The following is a 3,237-nucleotide window of genomic DNA, read 5'->3' on the forward strand; positions in this document are numbered from 1 at the left end:
GTCGCAGAAACGCCGGTGAGCCCCGCGGTGCAGCGCGCTACGACGAGGCCCGCAAGGCGATGCGCGCCGGTCGGCCGGCGGATGCCGAGCTCGGGCTGCGCGCGATCGTGAAGTCCAACCCCGAACTCGGCGGCCCGCACGCCAACCTGGGCCTGCTGCTGCGCCAGGCCGGCCGGCTGCCCGAGGCGGTGGCCGAGCTGGAAGCGGCGGTGCACGCCAACCCGCAGCAGGCGGTCTATTTCAACCAGCTCGGCATCGCCTACCGCCAGCAGGGCGAGTTCGCGAAGGCGCGCGAGGCCTACGAGCGCGCCATCGATCTCGACGCGACCTATGCCTCGCCGCTGCTGAACCTGGGCATCCTGCACGACCTCTATCTCGGCGAGGGCTCTCGTGCCCTCGCGCTCTACGACCGCTACCTGGCGCTGTCGCCGGGCGGCGACGCGCAGGTCGCGAAGTGGGTCGCCGACCTGAAGAACCGCAAGCCGCCGCCGGTGACGGTGAGCCGCAAGGAGCAGCCATGAGACCGTCGTCCGTTCGCGGTGTGCTCGCCGTCGTCGCGATGGTGGTGGCTGCACCCGCGGTGTGGGCGCAGGACCGCGCCGACATCGACCGCACGCAGATCATCGGCAACCGCGAGTTGCCGAAGGTGCTGTACATCGTGCCTTGGAAGAAGCCCTTGCCCGGCGATCTGTCGGGCCGGCCGGCGGTGAGCGTGCTCGACGAGGCGCTCGCACCGATCGACCGCGACGTGTTCCGCCGCCAGCTCCAGTACGACGCGCAGTTGCAGCCCCGCCCAGCGGGGGCGGCGCCGGCCCGTCCTTGATCCGAGTCCCTCCCCTTACCCAGTTCGTCACAGGAGAAGCCCATGAGCATCCTCGAGTTTGCCGTCAAGTTCTTTCAGGACAGCGGCGTCGCCATCTACTTCAGCATCGCGATCATGGCCATCGGCCTGGCGATCGCGATCGAGCGCTACATCTTCCTGAACCGCGCCCGCAGCCAGAACCGCAAGCTGTGGGCACAGGTGCTGCCGCTGCTGCAGAACGGCCGCTTCAAGGAGGTGCAGGGCGTGACCGAGAAGTCGGACGCCGCGATCGGCAAGATCGTCGCCAACGGCCTGCAGCGCATGCAGAGCCCGGGCCGCCGCGAGGACATCGATGCGGCGATGGAGGAGGGCATGATGGAGATCGTGCCGCGCCTGGAGAAGCGCACGCACTACATCGCGACCTTCGCCAACGTGATCACGCTGGTGGGCCTGCTGGGCACCATCATCGGCCTGATCAAGGGCTTCACCGCGGTGGCCGCGGTCAACCCGGCGGAGAAGGCCGAGCTGCTGTCGGCGTCGATCTCGATCGCGATGAACAACACCGCGTTCGCACTGTCGGTGGCCATTCCCTTCCTGCTGATCCATGCCTTCCTGCAGGCCCGCACCAGCGAGATCGTCGACGGCCTGGAGGCCGCGAAGATCAGCTTCCTGAACCTGGTGCAGCGCATCAAGGCCGAATCGGCTCCGGCGAGGTAATCCACCATGCGTGTCCGACGCCTGCGCAAGAACGTGGCCCAGCTCGAGGTCACGGCGTTCATCAACGTCATCGTCGTGCTGGTGCCATTCCTGCTCTCGACTGCGGTGTTCACGCGGCTGTCGGTGCTCGAGCTGACGCTGCCCGCGCCGTCGTCCGGCGTCGAGCAGCTCAAGGTCGACGACCTGAAGCTCGAGGTGGTGATCCGTCCCGACGCGCTGGACGTCGGCGACCGCATCGGCGGGCTGATCCAGCGCATCCCGATGGCCTCTGCCGGTCACCACGATCTGGCCGCGCTGTCGCTGCTGATGCAGCAGGTGAAGCTCAAGTTCCCGGAAACCACCACAGCGACCGTGCTGGCCCAGCCCGACACGCCGTACGAACTGCTGGTGCAGGTGATGGACACGATGCGCGAGGCCCCGGCAGCGCCGACCGTGCAGGCCCACGCGACCGCGCCGGCCGCCATATTGTTCCCGGACATCTCGATCGGCGACGCTCCGATCAGCGTCGCCAGGAAATAGGGAGAGGTCGACGATGAAGCTCACCCCGCTTCAGAAGCGCGCCGAACGCAAGGCGCGCAACAACCACGGTCTGGACATGAACCTCGTGGCCCTGATCGACATCTTCACGATCCTGATCTTCTTCCTGATGTCGAGCACCGGCGTGGAGGTGCTGAGCACCAGCCGCGCGGTCAAGCTGCCCGAGTCCAGCGCCGAGAAGACGCCGCGCGAGACCATCGTGGTCACCGTCAGCGGCTCGGAGATACTGGTCGATGGCCGCAAGGTCGCCACGGTCGGCGAGGCCATGGCGGGCGAGGATGACCTGATCGCGCCGCTGAAGGCCGAGCTGGATCTGCAGGCCAGCCGCCCGGTGCTGCGCAAGGAGAACGAGGCGCAGGGCAAGGCCGTGACGATCATGGGCGACAAGGACATTCCCTACCGCCTGCTGCGCAAGGTGATGTACACCGCCGCGCGTGCCAACTTCAGCGACGTGGCGTTCGCCGTCACGCGGAAGGCGACGACATGAGTGCCGCCGCTGCTTCCGTCTCGTTCCGTGCGCCGCTGCTGCCCTGGGCGGTGGCGCTCGAGGACGAGGCGCGCTTCCGCCGCATCCTGCGCGCCGTGCTGGTCGCCTGCGTGATGGTGTGCCTGGCGCTGCTGCTGATGCCGCGGCCGGTCGAGGACCGTGCCGCGCCGGTCGAACTGCCGCCGCGCCTGGCCAAGCTGGTGCTGGAACAGAAACCCGTGCCACCGCCACCGTCTCCACCGGCCGCAAAGACAGCGGCCCTGCCGCCGCAGGCCGACCCGAAGCCGATCGGCTCGACCAGCAAGCCGCCGAGCCGCGACCCCGAGACCGTGCGCAGGCCGGTGCCCGAGGCGCGCCAGCCGGTGGCCGGCAAGCCGCCAGGCGAAGTGGCCGAGGCCGCGCGCCGCAAGGCAGCCGGCGTGGGCTTGCTGGCAATGGCCGATCAACTGGCCGAGATCCGCGGTGCGCCGGTGGCGGTGCAGTTGCAGAAGGACATCAAGCAGGGGCCCGGTGTGGGCACCGGGCAAGGGCGTGGGTGTCGGGGCCGGCACCGAGGCCGGCACGCCGGCGCGTGCGCTGATCACGTCGAACGCCGGCCAGGGCAGCGGCGGCATCAACACCGCGGCCTACAGCCGCGACACCGGAGGCGGCGGTCTCGCCGGCCGCGCGACCACGCTGGTGGAGGGTGTGGCCG

Annotated in this window: 5 protein-coding genes and 1 pseudogene; all 6 read left to right on the plus strand. The window is 69.3% G+C overall.

Features of this window, described 5'->3' with window-relative positions; genetic code table 11:
• A partial coding sequence (locus x551_RS20070) for a tetratricopeptide repeat protein (RefSeq protein WP_051512232.1) occupies positions 1-521 on the plus strand: 521 nt, incomplete at its 5' end.
• Complete coding sequence (locus x551_RS20075; protein WP_011828826.1) at positions 518-823, plus strand: hypothetical protein; 306 nt, start codon at positions 518-520, stop codon at positions 821-823. The genes x551_RS20070 and x551_RS20075, both read left to right, overlap by 4 nt.
• 42 nt (positions 824-865) lie before the next feature.
• Positions 866-1,519 (plus strand): MotA/TolQ/ExbB proton channel family protein, encoded by a 654-nt coding sequence (locus tag x551_RS20080; protein WP_036232528.1) that lies wholly within the window; start codon positions 866-868, stop codon positions 1,517-1,519.
• 6 nt (positions 1,520-1,525) lie between these two features.
• Complete coding sequence (locus tag x551_RS20085) at positions 1,526-2,038, plus strand: biopolymer transporter ExbD (protein WP_036232531.1); 513 nt, start codon at positions 1,526-1,528, stop codon at positions 2,036-2,038.
• Between the two features lie 13 nt (positions 2,039-2,051).
• Positions 2,052-2,543, plus strand: coding sequence for a biopolymer transporter ExbD (locus tag x551_RS20090; RefSeq protein ID WP_011828829.1), 492 nt, complete (start codon positions 2,052-2,054; stop codon positions 2,541-2,543).
• Positions 2,540-3,237 (plus strand): annotated as a pseudogene (locus x551_RS20095) (hypothetical protein); the annotation flags it as partial. The gene x551_RS20090 and the pseudogene x551_RS20095, both read left to right, overlap by 4 nt.

Origin of the sequence: Methylibium sp. T29 (assembly GCF_000576205.1) — a bacterium.
GTDB classification, from domain to species: domain Bacteria; phylum Pseudomonadota; class Gammaproteobacteria; order Burkholderiales; family Burkholderiaceae_C; genus Methylibium; species Methylibium petroleiphilum.